The sequence below is a fragment of the Hymenobacter cellulosivorans genome (genome assembly GCF_022919135.1).
Lineage (GTDB): Bacteria > Bacteroidota > Bacteroidia > Cytophagales > Hymenobacteraceae > Hymenobacter > Hymenobacter cellulosivorans.
In genome coordinates this window covers 402,841-422,503 of the sequence record NZ_CP095049.1, presented here as the reverse complement: position 1 = coordinate 422,503, position 19,663 = coordinate 402,841, and the positions used below count along the sequence as shown (strand labels likewise).

The window sequence follows — 19,663 nt, the reverse complement described above, 5'->3', positions numbered from 1 at the left end:
GTTTATTGTATACTTTATTTGTTTATTATATTGATTCTTGAATAAAGCGGCTGGATCTGCGAAGTCGGTATAGCGTTATTAATTCCTGTTAAGCCGGCAAATCAGCGCCGAGCTTACTGATGAAGTCCCATAGTACCACGCCGGCCGCCACGCTTACATTCAAGGAGTGCTTGGTACCGAACTGCGGAATTTCTACGGCCGCGTCGCACAAAGCCAGTACATCGTCGTCTACCCCGAATACCTCGTTGCCCATCACCAGGGCGTAGGGCTGCTCGGGGGCGGGCTGGAAAGTGGGTAGCAGTTGGCTGCCGTCGGTTTGCTCCACGGCCACCACCACGTAGCCCGCTGCCTTGAGCTGCTGAATAGCCTCCACCGTGGTCGGGGCATATTCCCACACCACCGACTCAGTAGAGCCCAGGGCCGTCTTGGTGATTTCGCGCTGCGGGGGCCGCCCGGTGATGCCACAAAGCCAGATTTTCTCGATGGCAAAGGCGTCGGCGGTGCGGAAAGCCGAGCCCACGTTGTGCAGGCTGCGCACGTTGTCGAGCACCAGGGTAAGGGGGAATTTTTGCGTACTTTTGAAGTCTGCCACCGAGAGCCGGTTCAGCTCTTCCATTGTTCTTTTGCGCATTGCCAGCCAGGTATTTTGCCCAAAGGTAGGATGCGCCGCCGGATAGGCCACCGGCCAAGGAACTGCGGTTCCGGCCGCCGCTGTTGGCAAGTAGTCCTTTCTATAGTAACTCCTGCGCTTTCTCAGCGCCTTATTCTTTCTGATTCCTTTGCGTACTGCCTCTACTCCTAAGAAGCCGGTGCCCATGCACGGCACGCTGGGGCCCGCCCCGGTGATTGATACGCCGCTGATGAAGCAGTATTATCAATTAAAAGAGCAGCACCCCGGCGCGTTGCTCTTGTTCCGCGTCGGCGACTTCTACGAAACCTTCGGCGAGGATGCTGTGACCAGCTCCCGCATCCTGGACATCACCCTGACCAAGCGCGGGGCCGGCACCTCGTCGGAAACCCCATTGGCCGGCTTTCCCCACCACGCCCTCGACAACTACCTGCCCAAGCTCGTGCGGGCCGGGCAGCGCGTGGCCATCTGCGACCAGCTCGAAGACCCCAAGCAGGCCAAGGGCCTCGTCAAGCGCGGCATTACCGAGCTGGTCACGCCCGGTGTGTCCTTTAACGACAATGTGCTGGAGCGCCGAAGCAACAACTACCTGGCGGCCGTGCATTTCGGCAAGCAGGAGTGCGGCATTTCCTTTCTCGACATCAGTACCGGCGAATTCCTAGTGGCCCAGGGCGACCATGCCTACCTAGGCAAGCTGCTGCAGAATTTCTCCCCGGCCGAAGTCTTGTTCTGCAAGAAAAGCCGCTCGGAGTTTGAGCAGCACTACGGCCCCGATTTCTGCCACTATGCCCTCGACGAGTGGGTGTTTGGCTACGACTATACCTACGAAACCCTCACCCGCCACTTCAATACGACTTCGCTCAAAGGCTTTGGTATTGATGGGCTCAAGGAAGGAATTACCGCGGCGGGCTGCATTCTGCACTACCTGGCCGAAACCAAGCACGATGAGGTCGGCCACATTGCCAGCATCGGCCGCCTGGAGGAAGACAAGTACGTCTGGCTCGACCGGTTTACGGTCCGCAACCTGGAGCTGGTCCACGCCCAGCACCCCGGCGGCGTCCCGCTGATTGACATTCTGGACCAGACCGTGACGCCGATGGGGGCCCGCCTCTTGCGCAAGTGGGTGGTGCTGCCGCTCAAGGAGCCCGTGCAGATTCAGCGCCGCCTCGACACGGTAGAGGGCCTGTTGCAAAACCCTGAGCTGCTCGATGAGCTGGTGCAGCACCTCAAGCAAATCAACGACCTGGAACGTTTGATTTCCAAGGTGGCCGTGCGCCGCATCAATCCCCGGGAGCTGCTCCAGCTGAGCCGCGCCCTCGACGCCATCAGCCCGATTCGGGGGCTGCTGGCTGGCTCGGGCATGCGGGCCCTGCAGAAGCTGGCCGACCAGCTCAACGCCTGCGAGACGCTGCGGGAGGAAATCAAAGCCAAAATCCGGCCCGACGCGCCCATTCTCACCAACCAGGGCAACGTGCTCAATGAGGGCATCGACGCGGAGCTGGATGAGCTGCGCAGCATTGCCTTCTCGGGCAAGGACTACCTGTTTCAGCTCCAGCAGCGCGAAATCCAGAATACCGGTATCTCGTCCTTGAAGGTGGCCTACAACAAGGTATTCGGCTACTACCTCGAAGTCACCAACGCCCACAAAGACAAGGTGCCCACCACCTGGATTCGGAAGCAAACCCTGGTGAATGCCGAGCGGTATATTACCGAGGAGCTCAAAACCTACGAGGAGAAAATTCTGCACGCCGAGGAGCGCCTGTTCGTCATTGAGCAGAACCTCTACAACGAGCTGGTCTTGTCGGCCATGGACTTTGTGCCCCAGATTCAGCAAAATGCCCGTGCCATCGGCATCATCGACTGCCTGGCTTCCTTTGCCGCTACGGCCCGGCAGCAGCGCTACGTGAAGCCCGTTGTCAACGACTCGACCCTGCTCGACATCCGGGCCGGCCGCCACCCGGTGATTGAGCGGCAGTTGCCGCCCGGCGAGGCCTACATTCCCAACGACATTTGCCTCGACCAGGAGGAGCAGCAGATTGTGGTCATCACCGGGCCTAATATGGCCGGCAAATCGGCTTTGCTGCGCCAGACGGCCCTAATTGTGCTCCTGGCTCAAATCGGCTCCTTCGTGCCCGCCGACGCGGCCACCATCGGCGTCATCGACAAGATTTTCACCCGAGTAGGCGCTTCCGACAACCTTAGTAAGGGTGAAAGCACCTTTATGGTGGAGATGACCGAAACGGCCAGCATTCTGAACAATCTCTCGGACCGCAGCCTGGTGCTGATGGACGAAATCGGGCGGGGCACCAGTACTTACGACGGAATCAGCATTGCCTGGGCCATTGTCGAGCACCTGCACAACAACCCCAAGGCCCGGGCCAAGACGCTGTTTGCCACTCACTACCACGAGCTCAACCAGCTGGCCGAAGACTGTCCGCGGGTGCGCAACTACAACGTGGCCGTGCGCGAGGCTGACGGCCGCATCCTGTTTATGCGCAAGCTCGTGGAAGGTGGCTCCGAGCACAGCTTCGGTATTCATGTGGCCCGCATGGCCGGTATGCCCACGGCCGTGGTGCTGCGGGCCAACGAAATTATGCACCACTTGGAACAGGAGCGGGCCTCTACCGGCCTGGAAGAAGGACCTACGGAGTTTGACGAAGTGCTGGCCGGCCTGGAAAACGAGCCCAAAAACGGCAAAGCCACCCGAGGACCCGTAGCCCAGCCGGCCGCGGCTGTAGCCTCGGCCCCGCGCCCCAGCCTGCAGCTCAGCATGTTCGAGCCTGCCGACCCGGTCTTGGAGCGTATCCGGGAACAGCTGCAGCAGCTGGATGTAAACACGCTTACACCTATTGATGCTCTGCTCAAATTGAACGAGCTGAAGCTGGCTTTGAGCACCAAAGGCAAGTAACAGCAGTAGTCATCATTGTCAGGGAGAAATTCTTTGAAAAATTTTCTCCCTGACAATGAGCTAGAAACGCCTCTGGGAGTAAAATTTCAAGGGTTATTTTTGGGGTAGCGCTTGACAACAAGAAAATCAGTACTACCTTTGTCACATCAAAACGCCACTACGGCGCCAAGATCAAAAGCGAGAGTAGCTCAGTTGGTAGAGCGCGACCTTGCCAAGGTCGAGGTCGCGAGTTCGAACCTCGTCTCCCGCTCCAAGAGGATGTTGCATCAGCAACATCCTCTTTTTGTTTTCAACCTTTTTTCGGATGATTTCTTCTGGCTTTCCAAGGTAAATACCCCTTACCGAATCAAAAATTTGCAGTTACTTTGCCTCACTGACACACATATGAAGGAAGTTGTCTGGAGCAAGATAACGTGAAGTGACTTTGCCAGAGTGGTGTAATGGTAGCCACGAGGGACTTAAAATCCCTTGTCTTCACGGACGTACGGGTTCGAGTCCCGTCTCTGGTACAATGAAAGCCCCCGTTGCACTGCGCAGCGGGGGCTTTTTGATTACTCGGTTGCTAAATACATAGGTTATTTTTAATATTTAATTGCCGTAGCTTTGCCTGGCTGGTTTGGTTACCTATTAAACAGGTCCATTTCGCTTGTCCCGACAACCTAAAGAATCAACGACCAGTTTAGCTGCTTACAATTTCGCTTACCACTTCAGTTGTATGGGTCAACGCCTGCTGTACGAAACCTCCCAAATCATCATTCGCTACGACTACTTCGCCGAATGGCTGGATGTAGAATGGATTGGTGACCAGGATTACGAATCGGTTGTTTCGGGCGCGACCAAGATGCTGGAGTGTGTGCGGCAGGAGCGCTGCCGCAAAGTGCTCAACGATAATACGCTGGTGACCAGCATGTGGGCCGACGCGGCTGAATGGGGTGGTAAGGAATGGTTTCCGGCCATGCGGGAAGCGGGCTGCGAATTTTTTGCCTGGGTGTACTCGCCCAACGTCTACAGCCGCCTCTCTACCGACCTAACCCTGCAATACACGTCGGCTGGCATCGTGGTGCTTACCTTCGATGACATCACTATTGCCCAGACTTGGCTGCAGCAGATGTAACAATTAAGCCCGCTTAGCGGCGTGTAGTGGCCGTTTGAGTGCCGTACCAGCGCAACAGAGGCACCAGAATGATAACGGGCAAGGGCGAGACAATAAAGTCGATAAGGCGGCGGCCTAGCTGGTAGGCCCAGCTGGCATCGCCCAGCAGCTTGCCCCCGAGCAGCAGTAGGGCACAGGCCGCAAATACGGCGGCGTAGAGTTGCACTACCAGCCGCATGCGGGCCGCGTCGTAGAGAGCAGCGTAGAGTATCCCGAGGCAGGCGGCCGTGTAGACCAGGGAGTACGTAAAGACGGCCGGCAGGCTACGCGTGGTTACCAGCGTGCTGACGCCGCTCTGCGGGCCGGCCGCCGCGGCATTGAGGCCCAGCGCGAGAAAGATTTTCTGCCAGGTTTGGGTTAGCACCGCAAAAACGAGGTCGTTGTGCATGCCCGCCCAGAACAGGGCTACTACGAGCAGCCCGGCCGTGAAGCCGCGCACTACCAGTTCCGGATATGAGGAGGAAGAAGCCAATGGGGCCGCAGTATCAGGCATGGGCGGGAAGAGGAGCAGGGCTAGACAGGCGACGGGCCCAGAGCATCCAGAGCATAAAGATGAAGGCGTACACGATGAAGGTAAACGTGTAGTGGTGGTTGAACTCGACCGTGTGGTGGGAGTAGAGGTGGTTTAGGGCCAGGGCCCCAATGCGCACCACGTTAATCCCGTAGATGACCAGCATGCCCACCGGAATAAACCACAGCTTACGCCGCCAGGGCCCCGGAAAAGCCAGGACGAAGCCCGCAAACAGCGCATAAAGCACCAGCCCGTTGCACGGATGCCCCACCCGCACCACCGGCTGGCTGTTGAGCAGCACCAAGTACGGGTCCAGGCCGTGCACGCTGCTGTCGAAGCCCAGGCCGCGCAGAGCCGCCGCGCTGGCCGTGGTGATATTAGCCGACAAAGCTGCGTCGAGGCGGCCATCGGGGGCTAGGGCCCGCTCGTAACCAAAAAACCAGAGGGCGTAAAAAGCCACGGCCAGCAGCAGGAAACGGCGTAGGTCGGCGGGAGCGGGAGCAGTAGGGGCGGGCATGGCCGGTAAGAATAGAGGAGCTAAGAATCCAGCGAATATACCGGTTCTGCTGCACATGCCATCAAGATCAAGGCCGGTAAAAAGGCTCCGGCAGACCCAAATTCCGCGGCGTGGTACCGGCAGGTCGGTGCGCTTTTGCTACCTTTAACGAGAGTACCGTTCCCGTTTCTTATGTCGTTGCCTTCTTCTGACCTTGTGCCGCCGATGCAAGCCGCTGACTACCAACAAAAGATTAAGCAAGTATTTGCCGAAGTAGGAAAAGTGGTGGTGGGACAGCAGTACATGGTCGGCCGCCTGCTGATTGGCTTGTGCACCGGCGGCCACATCCTGCTGGAAGGTGTGCCGGGCCTGGCCAAGACGCTGACCATCAGTACGCTGTCGAAGGTGCTGCACCTGCACTTCCAGCGCGTGCAGTTCACCCCCGACCTGCTGCCGTCCGATTTGGTCGGCACCATGATTTACAATCAGAACCAGTCGGTATTTGAAGTCAAGAAAGGTCCGATTTTCGCCAACCTGGTGCTGGCCGACGAAGTGAACCGCTCCCCGGCCAAGGTGCAGAGCGCTCTGCTCGAAGCCATGCAGGAAAAGCAGGTCACCATCGGCGAAACCACGTATCCGCTGGATCTGCCGTTTCTGGTGCTGGCCACTCAGAACCCGGTGGAGCAGGAGGGCACCTACCCGCTGCCCGAGGCCCAGGTCGACCGATTTATGATGAAAGTGCATGTCGATTACCTCAAGAAAGCCGACGAGCTGGAGGTGATGCGCCGCATGGCCAACATGAGCTATGTGGGCGAGGTAAACCCGATTCTGACCAAGGAGGACATTTTCGGCATTCGCTCCATGATAAACCAGGTGCAGATTTCCGAGACGCTGGAGAAGTATATCATCGAGCTGGTGTTTGCCACCCGCAAGCCTGCCGAGTACGATTTGGCCGAATTTGCGCAGTACGTGCAGTTTGGAGTGAGCCCCCGGGCCAGCATTGCCCTGCACCGCGCCGCCAAAGCCGTGGCCTTCTTCGACGACCGGGACTACGTGCTGCCCGAAGACATTAAAGATGTGGCCGGCGACGTGCTCAACCACCGCATCCTGCTCAATTACGAAGCCGAAGCCGACGGCATCCGCACCCAGGACCTGATTGAAGCCATCCTGCGCAAAGTCCCGATTAGCTAAACGGTGAAATGGGGAGTATTTAGTTTACCGGAATTATAGCCGCGCCAAGTAGAGTCCCCGAACCTTACAAAGAACCTGCTACGCACGCTATGGGCATCCGCCGCTTGGCTCTTAGGCAGCGGTGCCGCGCCGTAGCAGTTGCCGCAGATAAGTCAGGTCGTTGCTGCCGGGCAACAGAGCCGTCCATCCCGCGCCGGTGGCTTGGGAAAACCGGTAAAACAGGTAAGTCATAGAGGCTAGATAGGATAAGCTGCTAGCCAGGGCCGCCCCATTGATGCCCAGCACCGGAATTAGGAGCCAGCAGGCTGGTAGCGTCACGAGCAGCCCCACGGTAGCCGCCAGGTTATTGGTGCGGTAGTGGCCTGTGCCCGCAAAGTAGGTGCTGCACATCACGTTGACGGCTATGGCCACCACGCCCGGGGCCAGCCGCAGAATTACGGGCTGGGCCGCGCCGAATTCGGGGCCGAAGATAACCGTAAGCACCTGAGCCGGCAGGGCGCACAAAAATACCACCGCCAGGGTTGTACTCAGCAGGGTAAGTCGGGCAATGCGCAGGGTAGGGACAATCTGAGCGTGTTTATCGGTGGCATGAACCAGGTCGACGTACTGCACCAAGGCCGTGCTGCGCGGAATCAGCCAGATGGCTTCGGCCAGCGCCACGCCAACACTGAGCACGCCCAGGGCCCGGGCATCGGCGTAGTGCGCCACGAAATAATAGCTCAGCCGGTAGTTAGCGAATGTCAGGATATTGGAAAAATGTGCCCCGCGGCTGTGGTAGGCCAGCTCCCGCACCGTGTCGCGCAGTCCTAGCCCCCCTGCCCACCGGTCGGGAAGACGGTAAAGGGCCCCGAAGCTCAGTAGCAGCGGCAGCCCGTAGGCCACGTAGGTGGCGTAATAATAGACGGCCAGCTCCCGCCATTGTAGGCCGGCAAAAGCTAGTAGCATGCTAGCCGCCAGGAGCCCCACCTGCAGCAGGTTCAGCAGGTTGAAACTTGCTTCCTGTTTACGCCCCAGTAGCAGAGAGGTATTGATGGAGAAATAGGCCTGTAACAGTGATAAGGCCAACAGGTGGCCCAGATACAGCAGCGGCACCGTGCGCAGCAGACCCACGGCGGCGGTGCCGACCACACACACCAACGTAGCCCAGGCGTAGGCTGGCACCAGCAAAAGCCAGATGCTACGCTTCGGGGCCAGATAAATAAGGGACGAGCCGCCCAGTAATCCAATAAAGAGCAGCATAGCCGCGCAGTCGGTTACGAACAGGCTGACGTCGCCGCGGCCGGTGGCACCCAGGTAGCGGGCCGTGAGCCACACGATGGCGAAGCTGAGCACCGCTGTAGCCAGGCGAGTGGCAAAGTTCTGCAGAATCCGACGAATCATGAGGGAAGTGGGGAAGAGGAGCCACCGGCCGCCGGCCGCAGTACCTGCGCATACAGCTGCGCAAACTGCCGGCCTACTTCCCCATAGCTGAAGTGGGCCACCGCGTGGTGGCGCAGCTGCCGGGCTTCGAAGCGTTCCGGATGACGCAGCACCGTAGACAGGGCCTGTTCGAGAGCCGCTTCGTCCTGGGGAGCTACCAACAGGCCCCGGGAGCCATCGGGCGGCAGCAGCTCGGGCACGCCACCCACGGCGGTAGCCACGGCCGGCAAGCCACTGGCCTGGGCTTCAATCAGCACGCACGGCAGGTTTTCGTAATTGCTGAACAACACCAGGCAGGCAGCCCGGCGCATTTCCGCCGCCACCTCGGCCTGGGTGAGCTTGCCCAGAAAAAACACGCGCGTATCCAGCAGGCCCAGCGTGGTAGCTAGTTGCCGCACTTCGGCTTCGGCAGGTCCGTAGCCGGCAATGCGTAGCGTAAGCCCAGGCCACCGATCTGCTAGGCGGGCCACCACCCGCAGAATGCCGCTCAGGTTTTTGGCCTGCTCATTGAAAGCCGCCACGTGCAGCAGCTGGCCGGGTATTACCCGTTCCCGGGAATTCGGAACCAGGGCCGCCGGCTTGAAAGCCTGGGTGTCGACTACGTTGGGAATTACTACCGGGCGGGCATTAACCAGGTCCAATTGCTGCATAGCCTGCTGCAAGTTACGTGACACCGTGTGCAGGGCGTCGGCCCGCCCGATAATGCGCTGGCTTAGCCAGCGCCGCACCTTGCCGATGCGTCCGGCATTTTGGGGCAGATACAGCGTCCAGTGCTCAGTGATGAGGTAGGGAATGCCCCGCGTGAGCCTGAGCCACCACGCAAACAAGCCCGTGCGCAGCAGCACGTGCACATGCACCAGCTGGGGTGGCCCGCCCCAGCGCGTAGTCAACCGGCGGTAGCCCTGGGCCAGGCACCAGAAATACAGCAGCAACTTCAAGGCTTTATCCACGGGCGCTAGGCCGGTGAACTGCGCCCGGTAGTAATAGCGTAGGGTGGGTATCTCGCCGTCCAGGTCGGCTTCGCAGTCGGTCCAGTGGGGCAAGGGGCCACGGGCTACGGCGGCAAAAAGCACGGCCACCTGGGCGTGCGGGGCAATGGCGGCTACGTGTCGGGCTACAAAGTCGCCATCCTGGTCGTCGTAGCGGTGGGGGTACCACTTGGGCAAGTGAAGAATTCTCATGGCACGGCACTGATAAGACACGAACAATCTCCGCAATATCGGGCAAAGCAAGCAGAGCGCCACAGCGGGCTGCGGACTGGTCCTTATAAAAAAACAGCTCTGCTACCATTGGTAACAGAGCTGTTTTGCTGCGGAGAATTCGTACGGTTTGCGTTTTTCTAATCTGGCAGCTACCGGTTTTGGGGTAGCCAAACCACTATTGTTGCCGGTAGTAGGTTGGCTGCAAACAGTTAATTCCGTGCAGCAGCTTACTTGTACTGGTTATAATAATCGGTGGCCGACTGATCGGTGCCGGTGCTATTCAGCAGGCGCTCCAAATCCTGGAAAGTGCTGGCCGTTGATAACGCTTGTTCAATGGGCCGTAACATATAATAGTTGCCATCCCACTGGTCAATAAAGCGCGTTGGGCCATACTTGTAGCTTTGGTCGAAGTCGTCGCACATATCCAGGAACATGGGCGTATAGGCGTGCAGTTGGGGGGTGCGCACAATGGGCGTATTCTGATAACGATCGGCCCATTCATAGCCGCCTGCGTAGCGAATAAACCGATAGAGAGTGAAGTAATACTGCACGCAACGTGCCCAGCTTTCCGTAATTACGTCATCCACGTTATTGAATGATGACCAGCCACGGTTTTCCTGGTGTGAAGCGTGAGCCAACTCATGCACTGTAGTGGAATATATTTCGTCGGAATTACGGTTGGAGCGGAAAATACGGATGTGAGGAAATCCAAACGCGGCGCGCCAGCCGGAATAGTCTCCGTTAACAGTAGCACTTTCATCTTTGGCCAGCAGCGAAACGCGCTGTTGAAAAATATTATCCCGCGTTGGGGGTTTTTTCAAACCAAAGCTGTTACGCAATTGGTCGTTGTAATAATAATCCCAGGCGCCCCGGTGAATAGTGGCATAGAATAACTGGTTGCCACCGGTAATATCAGTATTCCAGTCCCCGGATTTTTTGGGCCCGTCCAGCGTGGCCTGACCAAATATGGCCCGGTCCAGGATGTCAAAGTCGGGCCGTTCCCACTTGATGCTATAATTGCAGGGGTTCTTGAAACTGTCGTTCATCCGGTAGTAGCCATTCTCGTCCGTAATGGCGCGGTGGGTAGTAAACCAGCGGTTAGCGCGCACCTGGGCACCCTCCAGCCCAATCATCTGGTCTACTGTTTTGGTTTGGTTGTCCCGGAAATCCCGGTACTGAAACACGTTGCGGACCTGGATTCGGCCGCCCGGAGTGAAGGAAGCAACGCGCAGCTCCGTATTCGGCTCACTGTTGCCCGTGATGACCATGGCTTCATTTTCGAGCAGGTCTAAGCTGCTGGCGTCGGCCACCGCTTTGTCGGTTTCCGGTAGATACAGCTCGGCGAGTACTTCGTATTGAATAGCGGGAAACTTATACCCCGCTTTCACGGCGCAATACTGCCACGAGTACTGGTCACTCGGAATAGACGGGTCGTGGTACGTACCGCCCGATTGGGCTATTTCATAATCCAGCGGATGGTCGTAGATGTCCAGGGCATCATCCTTGGCCATCAAATAATATTCCTGGGTGCTTTTCGGCAAAAAACGAACGTACAGGTGGGTCGTGCGGATATTGACATTGGTGGAGTAACCGCGGGCTGCCAGATTATTACTGGCTTTTAGCATAGTGCTTACCGTGTAAGGGTTTTCTAATTGCCGGCCCAGGGTCATCATATCATCCGATGACTGAATAGTGGCTGCCTCACTATGCGCTACCGCAGTAGGAGCCGGCGTGTCTTGGGCCTCTTTGGAGCAGCTCGCCAGCAAAGCGCTGAAAAGAATGAGTAAGCGGAATAAATTGGTTTTCATGGTTAATGGGATTAGGTGTAATGGTTGAATTGGACTGAATCAATTGCAATAGGGCGGTATGGTAGAGAAGGACTAGTTTTAGTTGGTCGTTGGTAGGTAGTTACTAAGCGCGTTGTGAATATTTTGTAAATAAATTATTGCCTTTGTAAGTAGTAAATAGTGGGAAAAGAAAAGGAGCCAAGCCACTCCGGGTGGAATGCTTGGCTCCTTAAGTAGGTAGTATGTTACTTATTTAGCTACTACAAAGCGTACGGTCTGTACACTGCCTTCGGTCGTAACCGAGGCCAAATACAAGCCAGCTTTCAGCGAAGCGGGCAGTTGGATAGTCTGGTTGCCGGCCAGCAGCTTGGTAGCACCGCTCACCAGGGCTACTTCCCGGCCCGTTACGTCCAGCACGCGCACCGTTACGACTGCTGCACGGGGCAGGTCGAAGGACAGCACTGCGGCACCTTCCGTGGGGTTAGGAGCTACGCTCAGGGCCTGCACTTTCTCGTCGGCTGCCGACTTGGCAGCCAGTACCGAACCCGGGGTGTTGTAGCAGGTGTTCTGCGGATTGAAGTTGGTCCAGCCCGTAGCCCAGTTGGTAGCCCCGAAGGCTCCCCGGTAGTTTACCACTTCGAACGTGCTGTTGGGGCCGCCGTTACCGGCGCCGGTCAGCTTGCTGCTGGTGAAAGCGGCACCTGCATTGAGCATGGAGGTTGCGGGCAGGGCGAAGCTCGGTACGCACTGCGCATTACCGCTGCAGTTGCCGTTGAAGAAGAAGTTGTCCCCGTTCAGGCCCACACCCGCTACCGTGCGGGTCGTGTCGTTGCCGTTACCCCCTACGAAGGCATTGATGTTGAAGGCGGGAGTAGCGGATGTCGCACCGCCAATCCGGCCGGCGCGGGGCGAGTAACCCGCCAGCACGTTGTTCTGGAATGCCAGAGCGCCGGAAGTGGCATTGGCCTGCGTGGTGCCGGCACCGCCACCGGCGATTTCCAGACCCGAGCGGCGCCCGGCGAAGACACTGTTAAAGATGCTTTGGGCCGAGTTCTGACGAATAAGCGCGCCGGCCGAGTTGTTGAATGGGCTGGCCGGAGCAGGGGAGGTCGGCAGCAGAATCGTCATGTTCGAAAACACGGCCGAAGTCTGGGGCGTGCGGGCGCTGTTGTCAGAGTCGTTGTCGCTTTCGAAGCCGTTCGAGACGCCGTTATTAGCAAAGTCGCCGCGGCTCTGGTCGCGTACGGCCACACCGAACTGCACCCGGCCTGAGAAACCGTTGTCAGTATCGAAATCGTCGTCGGTGCCGGCCAGGGCAATCAGGTATTTGGCGTTAACGCTACCGCCAAACCACTCGAAGGAGTCGTCGCCGGAAGCCGTTACCTGGATGTGGTCGATGGTAGTGCCGGCGCCCACACCGCCCAGGGTCAGGCCGTTGATTTCGTTGCCGGGCAGGAAAGGAATGCCGGGGTACTCAATCCGCACGTATTGCAGGACGCCCGAGTTGTCGTTGGGGTCATTGCCGCCGTAGTTAGCCAGCGTGCCACCTTCAATCTGAGGGTCGCCGGCTTTGTTGGTGGGGGCGTTGCCGCAGATAATCACGCCGCCCCAGTCGCCGGGCTGGCGCTGGCCGGCGGGCTTTTCGGAGGTAAATACAATGGGCTGGGTCGCCGTGCCGGCTGCGTTGATCTTGCCGCCGCGCCGAATGACGAGGGCGCCCTGATTGGCGAAGCTGCCCTTGATGATGGTGCCCGGCTCGATAGTCAGGGTCACGCCGCTGTTCACGTACACAATCCCGTTGAGCAGGTAGATATTGCTGCGCGTCCAAGTCGTGTTGGTCGTGATTTCAAACCCGGTTTTGGCCGACGTACCAGTGCCTACCGATACCAGATTGACCGGGTTAGCGGGGCATTGGGCCTGAGCTGAAGCTACGACCATGGCTGCCATAAGCAGGGTGAGTACCGTCTTTTTCATGAGGAGACACTTAGAAGGAGGATGAATAGTGCGACAAAGGTCAGCAGCTCCCGGTCCCGGGAAAATGATTCGGCGTTACCGTTTTGCTGCTTCCCGGTTATGTTTCTGTTACCTAAAAGCGGTAAGGACCTAGAAGCGGTAGGTCAGGCCCAGCGTCGAGTATACGCCCCGGCGGTAGCGGGCAAACACCGCATCCTTCTCGAAGCCGTTGATCTTGCCGTTGCGGTCAATGTCGTAGTACTGCCGCACTTGCTGGTTGAGCAGGTTCTGCACGCCGGCCCGCACTTCCAGGTGCGATTTGAAACCTTTGGTCACGGCCAGATCCACTACGTGGCGGGGCAGGTCAAATACGCTGTAGTTCTGGGTCTTGTCGCCTACAAAGGCCAGGCGAGGGCCAATGATGTTGTACTGGGCCGAAATCTGCCAGTGGTGCTCGTCGTCCTGATAGAAGGTGCCGAAGTTCACCACGTAGGGCGACTGGCCTTGCAGCGGCCGGTTGGTGACGGCGAAATCCCGGTTTTCGGCTTTCGTTGTGTCCAGATCTACCCGGCTGCGGATCAGCGAGGCATTTACTACGAAGGAGAAGCGCTGCAGAAACCGGCTGTCCGTCACATCCAGCAGCGACTTGCGGGCCTCTACCTCTACGCCCACGTCGTAGGCCTTGTCGGCATTCTGGTAGGTCAGGGTTACGTTCGAAGTCGAGCGGGTTACTTGCTCAATGGCATCCGTAAAGTGCTTGTAGAATACGCCCACCGACAACAGCTCAGCCCGGGTAGGGTAGAACTCGTAGCGCAGGTCGGCATTATAGATGCGGGCCGTACGCAGGTCAGACGAGCCCTGGATAAAGAAGTTCGTGTTGAAGTCGTAGTACGTGTAGTTGGCTACTTCCCGGAACTCCGGACGGTTTACCGACACGCTACCGCCTGCCCGCAGCAGGCTGCGCTGCGTGAAGTTGTAGGTAGCATTCAGCGAGGGCAGCCAGAAGGTGCGGGTTTCCTCGTAGGGCTTCTCCGGCGACGTTTCCGACTCCGTATCCCCTGAGGCCAACGACTTGCGGTTGTATTCCAGGCGCACCCCGCCGCTGAAGCTAAACTTGTCCGATATGGGAGCTACGCCGCTGAGGTAGCCGGCTACCAAGCGGTTCTTACCCGTGTAGCGGTCTTGGGGCAGCGTGCCTTCGCGCAGCACAAAGCCGCCGTCGGGGTTGATGTTCTCATCGTTGAAAATCGTGCTCAGCGGCAGGTCGGCCAGCGCGAAGTTGAAGTTGCGCGAACGAGCGTAGTTGAAGTAGCGGCTGCTGTATTTCCGTTCCTTTTCCTCGGCATAGAAGCCGGCTCGCACCTTGTATTGATTAACGCTGGTGGTATCACGGCCCCGGTAGCGGCGCTCTACCTGCCCGCTGGCCATGTAGGTGTTCTCGTTCAGGGTAGAGTAGAAGCGGGAGCTGGTTTGGGGCACGATATCAATGACGACCTTGAGCAGATTAGGGTCGTCCTCGGTGCCGGGGCGGTTGTAGCGGGCCTGCTGGTTCTGGCGGTAGTCGGGTTCTTCGCGGTTTACGTAGTTATAACCCGTGGCCCAGGTAAGAGTAGTGTTGTTGGTTGCGCCAACATCGTGGCTGCCGCCTAACTGGCCTGAGTAAATGCTCCGGCTTTGGTAATGCAGGGCGTAGTCGTTGCGCTGTTGCGCGTCGGGGCCAGTACCGTTCTCAAAGTTCAAACCTTGGCGGTTCACGACTTCATCGGTGCCATACTGGTTGAAGAAGTTGCGAAACTCCAGGCGGTTACGGTCATTGAAGCGAACCTGGTAGTTGTGAATGATGCCTAACCGCACGGCCGATACGCTGCGGGTATCCACGTAGCTAAAGTCGGCGTCGGGCAAAATGCCCGGCTGGATGTACGCATCGAAGCGCTGCCGCTCGGAGGTATACTGTTCCTGCGTGTTGGAGTAGGAAATCGAAGTAACGTTGCTTACGTAGGCCTGCCCGATTTCAAACTTGCGGTTGACACCCAATGAAAGGCGCAAATCGGGCCGTGAGGTGATTACGCGGGGCAGAAATTCATTGCGCAGGTTGCCGCGCAGAGCTTCCGTCTGGGTGGCATCCGAAGGCGTAGCCGGTTTCAACACGCTAAGAGCGTCCGGCATTTTACGCTGGTCATTGTCGAAGCCCAGGAAGTCGGTGTTGCTGTGGTTGGAGGTCAGGTAGCCGCTGTCAAAGGTGTTGGTGCTGCGGCTCCAACCCGAAACGCTCAAGCTGGTGGAGTTGTCCAGTACGCTGTTTTTGGTGTACACTTTCACTACGCCACCACCAAACTCGCCGGGCAGTTCCGGGGACCCCGATTTAAAAATCAAGACCCGGTCGATAACCGAGCTGGGCAGAATATCAAACGAGAAGGAGCGGGTATCCACTTCCGCCGAGGGAGTCAGCGCGTCGTTCAGGAGCACTGTATTATAGCGCTCGGCCAAACCCCGGATGACAATGAAGTTGTTGTTTTGGATGGTTACGCCCGGAATTCGCTTCACTACTTCGGCCGCGTCGCGGTCCAGGGTTTTCACGATCTGGTCGTTGCTCATGCCGCTTACCACCACCTCACTTTTCTTCAGGTCCTGAATCATGGCCACCTCAGTGCCGGTCTGTTTCTGGCCCGTCACGGTCACCTCCTTCAGGTTGGTCGCGTTTTCTTCCATCACCCCGTTTAGGGTGGTCTTGCCATTGGCCGTTACTACAATACCTGCAAACGTCAGCGGCTTGTAGCCAATGTAGGTCATGGTGATATTATAGGTGCCGGGGGCAAGCCGGAGCTCGTAATTTCCTTGCACATCTACCGGGGCCGCCTGCACTGTGCCCGTGACCAGCACGGTGGCGCCAATTACGCCGTCCCCCGTCTTTTTATCAGTTACCTTACCACTGATTACTCCTTGCTGGGCAAAGGCTAAGGAACTGATAATCAGAAAAATAAACAGTAGTCCTAGACGGCGCATACAGCTGTGATTTTTTCGTTTCACAAAACTACCGTAGCCCTATTATGCCAGTATTGCGACAATATTACGCTTATGTTATTGTCAGGGGGATATATACATATTATGTTGAAAACCATTACTTTTGCACCCGCTTTCACCCGACCCACTTTTCCCACTTTCCATGCTTTTGTCCATGACCGGCTACGGTATCGCCCACCGCGAAACCGACCGTTATTCGGCCACGGTCGAAATCAAGTCTCTGAATTCCAAAACGCTAGATTTGAGCCTGCGTTTGCCGCGCTTCCTGCAGGACCGGGAATTGGAACTTCGAAATCTTATAACTAAAAGCCTGGTTCGGGGCAAGGTTAACTTAAGTTTTGACTTTGTGCGGCCCCGTAGTGCGGTGCGGCCCAGCGCCGTTCTCAATCAGGAAACCTTATTGGCCTCCTATCGGGAATTGGAAAAAGCGGCCGAACTGGTGGGAGCTCCCAAGGATCAGCTGTTTGCCCTAGCGCTTACTATGCCCGGCGTATTACAGGCGCCTTCCGAGGCCAGCGTTGCGGAGGAAGAAGAGGAAGTAAGCTGGGAAGAGCTGCTGCCCCTGGTCACGGAGGCTCTGGAGCGCGTCAACCAGTTCCGGCATGATGAGGGCCAGACGCTTACTGGCGAAATCATCGGGTATGTAGGGCACATCCAGGAATTCCTGAGTGAAGTGGAGCACCACGACCCGACCCGTATTGAGCAGGTTCGGCTACGGTTGCAACAGCATCTGGCCGAGCTTACTTCGCACGAGCAGTTCAATCCGGTGCGCTTTGAGCAAGAGGTTCTTTACTATATTGAGAAGCTTGACATTGCCGAGGAAAAGGTTCGTTTGACCAGCCATTTGCAGTACTTCATCGAAACTGTAGGTATCCCTGAGCCCAGCGGAAAGAAATTAGCCTTTATTTCGCAGGAAATTGGCCGCGAAATCAACACAATCGGCTCAAAGGCAAATGATTCTACGGTTCAACACCTGGTGGTCGGCATGAAGGAAGAGCTGGAGAAGATCAAGGAACAAATCAACAATATTCTCTAAGTTCATTGCTCTACTATTAGCCCGTACCAATATGTGAAATTGAACTTTTGACATAAATTTTGGTATAGTTGTAATGCTATACCTCTTCCAAAGATTTTATGTTGCTCCAAAGGACATCCGGAAATAGCTATTTCTCGTAAATGCCCTTAGTAAGCTCAAAACCTCGTTTTCTGCCTCAGTTGACATGGTTCGAGTTGATGAAGTCAATTATTTTCAATCGAAAATTTGCAGCTTCAGATTTTCTGCGTAAATTGTGTTATCCGAACAGAGTGACTACTCAATATTCGGAGTTTTACTTACCCTTGAATTCCACGTTTTTTTCAGCCACTACTATGAAAAAAGCCTTACTAGCTCCCGTACTTTTGCTGACACTCATGCTGTCGGCATTCCGCCCCTTCGCCGAGGTGGAAATGATTAAGAAGCGTGTACTCAGCGAGCGAGTTGAAATCTTGATTCCCAAGGGGTTTGAGGTGATGAGCGAGCAGCAGATGGACTTTAACTACGCTAAAGCCCAGAGCCGTCCCAGCGTCATCTACACCAATAACAAGGAGGCCAGCATCGCCTTCACTTACACTGACAACACGGCCGATCAGGACATGATCGACATGTATGCCGACAACTTCTACAAGATGTACTCCAAGCAGTACAAAGAGGCGAAGTGGTTCAACAAAGGTGTGAAGGAAGTGAATGGCCGTAAGATTGGTTTCATGGAACTGATGAAGCCGGAGCTGGGCCACGAAGTGTACAACCTGGTTTTCTTCACTGACGTGGAAGGCAAACTGTTGATGTGCAACTTCACCTGCGCCGACCGCCAGAAGCCCGAGTGGGAGGCAGTTGCTAAGCAGATTATGGCTTCGTTCAAGTCGAACGGCTAAGCAGCCCCAGTCGGTAGCTTACTGATAGAATTTAATAATCCCGGAATTATTAGCCTAAGGGCTGATGATTCCGGGATTATTGCGTTTAACAGGGACGGGCAACGCAGCTATTGAAAGCAGCTTTACTGATATTGTTCCAGAAGCTAAGATGAGTATTAGCTTTCTACTCGTGGGCCAGTGTGGCAAAAAAGTCTTTGACTAGATGGAAGACGCCGGAGAAGGCGGTTAGAGTCAGCGCTTCCGGCTTATCGTACACATCGTGGTAAGCTTTGCTACCCCCGCGGGTGTAGAGGAAAAAAGACGGCACGTTGCGCTCAGAGAAAGGAAAATGGTCGGAGTTGGCTGCCCGGCCGCGGGCCGCAATAGAAGACACGTAGTGGCGCTGGGTATTGAGCTGGTCTAGTACACGGAAAGGCTTTTCCAGTAGGCGGCCATTCACAACGGTAATGCCTTCTTGGCCAGTGCCCTCCAAGTCGAGGTTGACTAAAAACCGCACCCGCTCCAATGGGAATAGGGGATGCTGCACGTAATAGCCTGAGCCAAGCAAGCCGGCCTCTTCTGCACCGAAGGCCATGAATACAATCGAGTAGGCCGGCTGGTTTTCAGGTTTGGCATAATGGCTGGCCAGTTCCAGCAGCAGGGCTGTGCCGCTGGCGTTGTCGTTAGCTCCCGGAAAATATGTGTCCTTGCCCATGCGCCCCAGATGGTCATAGTGAGCTGAAACCACCAGGAAAGAGTCAGGCTGGACGCGGCCGGGGACGTAGCCGATGATGTTCTGGGTTGGATAACTCGGCATTAACCGTGCATCTACCCGCACGCTGACCTGCGTGGCGCGGGCCGGCCACCGACTAGCCAGCACCTGTAGGCGGGGCTGCGCTGCTTGTTGACCAGCCAAAGAGGCCGTGAGCTTGTCCGGAAGGAGTGTAATCAGAGCGGCAGCTTGGGCAATATGCTGAGCAAAGGCGTCCGGCAGGGTCCGTATCCGTTCGGCGTCGCGGTGATGCAAGAGCAGCGCCTGGCCCTGCAGACTGCGCATCAGGAAGCGTTGGCCTGCCTGCTCGTCCGTAAATATCAGGGTATCCAGGACCGTGACGGGGGCGCGGACTTGGCCCGGGCCCGAAGTAGGCTCCAGAATAAAATCGGTGCCGGCAACCAACGCTTTACCATCAATTGCCAGGGCGCACTGGCCGGGAAAGGTATTGATGGCAATGGGAAACAACTGGGTGTAGTGCGGCGTAAAGGTGTGCAGGCCTAATTCCCGAAAGCGCTGGCGAATGAAGCGTGCTGCCTTCGCCTCCCCTTTATTTACATAGCCCCGGCCGTGCATTGCCGGAGCGGCCAACGTGGTGATGGTGGCCCGGGCCCGTCCCATATCCTGACTGAGTGCGGTGGGAGGGGCCGTGGTGCTAAGTAGAGCGCCGAGCCCCAGTCCCCAGAGATGGGCAGTAGTCAGCAAGGGTAAGGGATGCGCCATACTAATCAA

At 56.9% G+C, this 19,663-nt stretch carries 14 protein-coding genes and 2 tRNA genes; 7 read left to right on the top strand and 9 right to left on the bottom strand.

Annotation, left to right across the window (positions count from 1 at the left end; genetic code table 11):
* Positions 1–88: 88 nt before the first annotated feature.
* Complete coding sequence (locus MUN80_RS01845) at positions 89–631, bottom strand: RNA methyltransferase (protein ID WP_244718863.1); 543 nt, start codon at positions 629–631, stop codon at positions 89–91.
* Between the two features lie 184 nt (positions 632–815).
* On the opposite strand from MUN80_RS01845, the gene mutS reads away from it, so the two are divergent.
* The 4 genes from mutS to MUN80_RS01825 all read left to right on the top strand — a co-directional run bounded on the left by mutS (position 816) and on the right by MUN80_RS01825 (position 4,650).
* Entirely contained in the window at positions 816–3,536 is a 2,721-nt protein-coding gene (gene mutS, locus MUN80_RS01840; protein WP_244724821.1) for a DNA mismatch repair protein MutS, read from the top strand.
* A gap of 177 nt (positions 3,537–3,713) precedes the next feature.
* Positions 3,714–3,789: transfer RNA gene (locus tag MUN80_RS01835), tRNA-Gly, on the top strand.
* 173 nt (positions 3,790–3,962) lie between these two features.
* Positions 3,963–4,045 (top strand) — tRNA-Leu (locus MUN80_RS01830).
* 206 nt (positions 4,046–4,251) lie between these two features.
* Positions 4,252–4,650 carry a hypothetical protein gene (locus tag MUN80_RS01825; RefSeq protein WP_244718833.1) on the top strand — a complete coding sequence of 133 codons (399 nt, stop codon included), beginning with the start codon at positions 4,252–4,254 and terminating at the stop codon, positions 4,648–4,650.
* Positions 4,651–4,663: 13 nt separating this feature from the next.
* Here the strand turns inward: MUN80_RS01825 and MUN80_RS01820 are convergent, their stop codons facing one another.
* Both MUN80_RS01820 and xrtX read right to left on the bottom strand, forming a co-directional pair.
* The gene (locus MUN80_RS01820; RefSeq protein WP_244718830.1) at positions 4,664–5,182 is read right to left on the bottom strand and encodes an XrtX-associated membrane protein; all 519 of its coding nucleotides are present in this window, start codon (positions 5,180–5,182) and stop codon (positions 4,664–4,666) included.
* Complete coding sequence (gene xrtX, locus MUN80_RS01815) at positions 5,175–5,717, bottom strand: exosortase X (RefSeq protein ID WP_244718828.1); 543 nt, start codon at positions 5,715–5,717, stop codon at positions 5,175–5,177. The genes MUN80_RS01820 and xrtX overlap by 8 nt, the downstream gene beginning before the upstream one ends.
* 171 nt (positions 5,718–5,888) lie before the next feature.
* Here xrtX and MUN80_RS01810 point away from each other — a divergent pair, with 171 nt between their 5' ends.
* Entirely contained in the window at positions 5,889–6,887 is a 999-nt protein-coding gene (locus MUN80_RS01810; RefSeq protein ID WP_244718826.1) for an AAA family ATPase, read from the top strand.
* 111 nt (positions 6,888–6,998) lie between these two features.
* Here the strand turns inward: MUN80_RS01810 and MUN80_RS01805 are convergent, their stop codons facing one another.
* The 5 genes from MUN80_RS01805 to MUN80_RS01785 all read right to left on the bottom strand — a co-directional run bounded on the left by MUN80_RS01805 (position 6,999) and on the right by MUN80_RS01785 (position 16,251).
* Positions 6,999–8,267: a lipopolysaccharide biosynthesis protein gene (locus MUN80_RS01805; protein ID WP_244718824.1), complete on the bottom strand. Its 1,269-nt coding sequence runs from the start codon at positions 8,265–8,267 to the stop codon at positions 6,999–7,001.
* Positions 8,264–9,487, bottom strand: coding sequence for a glycosyltransferase (locus MUN80_RS01800; RefSeq protein WP_244718822.1), 1,224 nt, complete (start codon positions 9,485–9,487; stop codon positions 8,264–8,266). Before MUN80_RS01800 ends, MUN80_RS01805 begins: the two co-directional genes overlap by 4 nt.
* Before the next feature lie 248 nt (positions 9,488–9,735).
* Entirely contained in the window at positions 9,736–11,316 is a 1,581-nt protein-coding gene (locus MUN80_RS01795; RefSeq protein WP_244718820.1) for a hypothetical protein, read from the bottom strand.
* A gap of 228 nt (positions 11,317–11,544) precedes the next feature.
* On the bottom strand, positions 11,545–13,269 hold the full coding sequence (locus tag MUN80_RS01790) for a T9SS type A sorting domain-containing protein (protein ID WP_244718818.1): 1,725 nt from the start codon (positions 13,267–13,269) through the stop codon (positions 11,545–11,547).
* A gap of 129 nt (positions 13,270–13,398) precedes the next feature.
* A complete protein-coding gene (locus MUN80_RS01785) occupies positions 13,399–16,251 on the bottom strand; it encodes a TonB-dependent receptor (RefSeq protein WP_244718816.1) in 2,853 nt (950 codons plus the stop codon).
* A 172-nt stretch (positions 16,252–16,423) separates the two neighbouring features.
* Between MUN80_RS01785 and MUN80_RS01780 the strand changes: the two genes are divergently transcribed.
* Together MUN80_RS01780 and MUN80_RS01775 are read left to right on the top strand one after the other, a co-directional pair.
* Positions 16,424–17,305 carry a YicC/YloC family endoribonuclease gene (locus MUN80_RS01780; RefSeq protein WP_244718814.1) on the top strand — a complete coding sequence of 294 codons (882 nt, stop codon included), beginning with the start codon at positions 16,424–16,426 and terminating at the stop codon, positions 17,303–17,305.
* Between the two features lie 332 nt (positions 17,306–17,637).
* Complete coding sequence (locus MUN80_RS01775) at positions 17,638–18,180, top strand: hypothetical protein (protein WP_157807504.1); 543 nt, start codon at positions 17,638–17,640, stop codon at positions 18,178–18,180.
* Between the two features lie 163 nt (positions 18,181–18,343).
* Here MUN80_RS01775 and MUN80_RS01770 read toward each other — a convergent pair whose 3' ends face one another.
* Positions 18,344–19,654: a M28 family metallopeptidase gene (locus MUN80_RS01770; RefSeq protein WP_244718811.1), complete on the bottom strand. Its 1,311-nt coding sequence runs from the start codon at positions 19,652–19,654 to the stop codon at positions 18,344–18,346.
* Positions 19,655–19,663 lie beyond the last annotated feature (9 nt).